This window comes from Falsiroseomonas oryziterrae (genome assembly GCF_021864505.1).
GTDB lineage: Bacteria > Pseudomonadota > Alphaproteobacteria > Acetobacterales > Acetobacteraceae > Falsiroseomonas > Falsiroseomonas oryziterrae.
Genome location: NZ_JAKJIB010000731.1, coordinates 1 through 511, shown reverse-complemented (window position 1 = coordinate 511; position 511 = coordinate 1). Strand labels below are relative to the sequence as shown.

General features: G+C 76.9%; 1 protein-coding gene. It reads left to right on the top strand.

Features of this window, described 5'->3' with window-relative positions:
• The coding region (locus L2I40_RS24395) for an OmpA family protein (protein ID WP_237217904.1) at positions 1–381 on the top strand (381 nt) is incomplete at its 5' end.
• Between the last annotated feature and the right edge of the window lie 130 nt (positions 382–511).

The following is a 511-nucleotide window of genomic DNA, read 5'->3' as shown; positions in this document are numbered from 1 at the left end:
GCGGCCGCCGCAACGCCGCGCCCGGCTGCCGCGCCGTCGGTCAACCTCACCGTCAACTTCGCCAGCGGCTCGGCCGAGCTGACGCCGCAGGCGACCCGCACGCTCGACGAACTCGGCCGCGCGCTGGCCAGCGCCGAGCTCTCCGCCTTCCGCTTCCGCGTCGAGGGGCACACCGATACGGTGGGCGACGCGGCGCAGAACCAGTCGCTTTCGGAGCGCCGGGCGGCGGCGGTGGTGCAGTATCTCACCTCGCGCCACGGCATCGCCCCGAGCCGTCTGCAGGCGGTCGGCATGGGCGAGAGCGCGCCGCTGGTGCCGACCGGCGACCAGGTGCCGGAGCCGCGGAACCGCCGCGTCCAGGTGGTGAACATCGGCGCCTGACGGGCTGGCGATGGCGCCGCGCGACGACGACACGGTCCGCGTGCCGGCCCCGCGGCCCTCTCCATCGCAGCGCCCCTTCGCAGTGCCGCCGCGCGCCGCCCACCGCGGCGCAGGGGCGCCATGGCTGCTG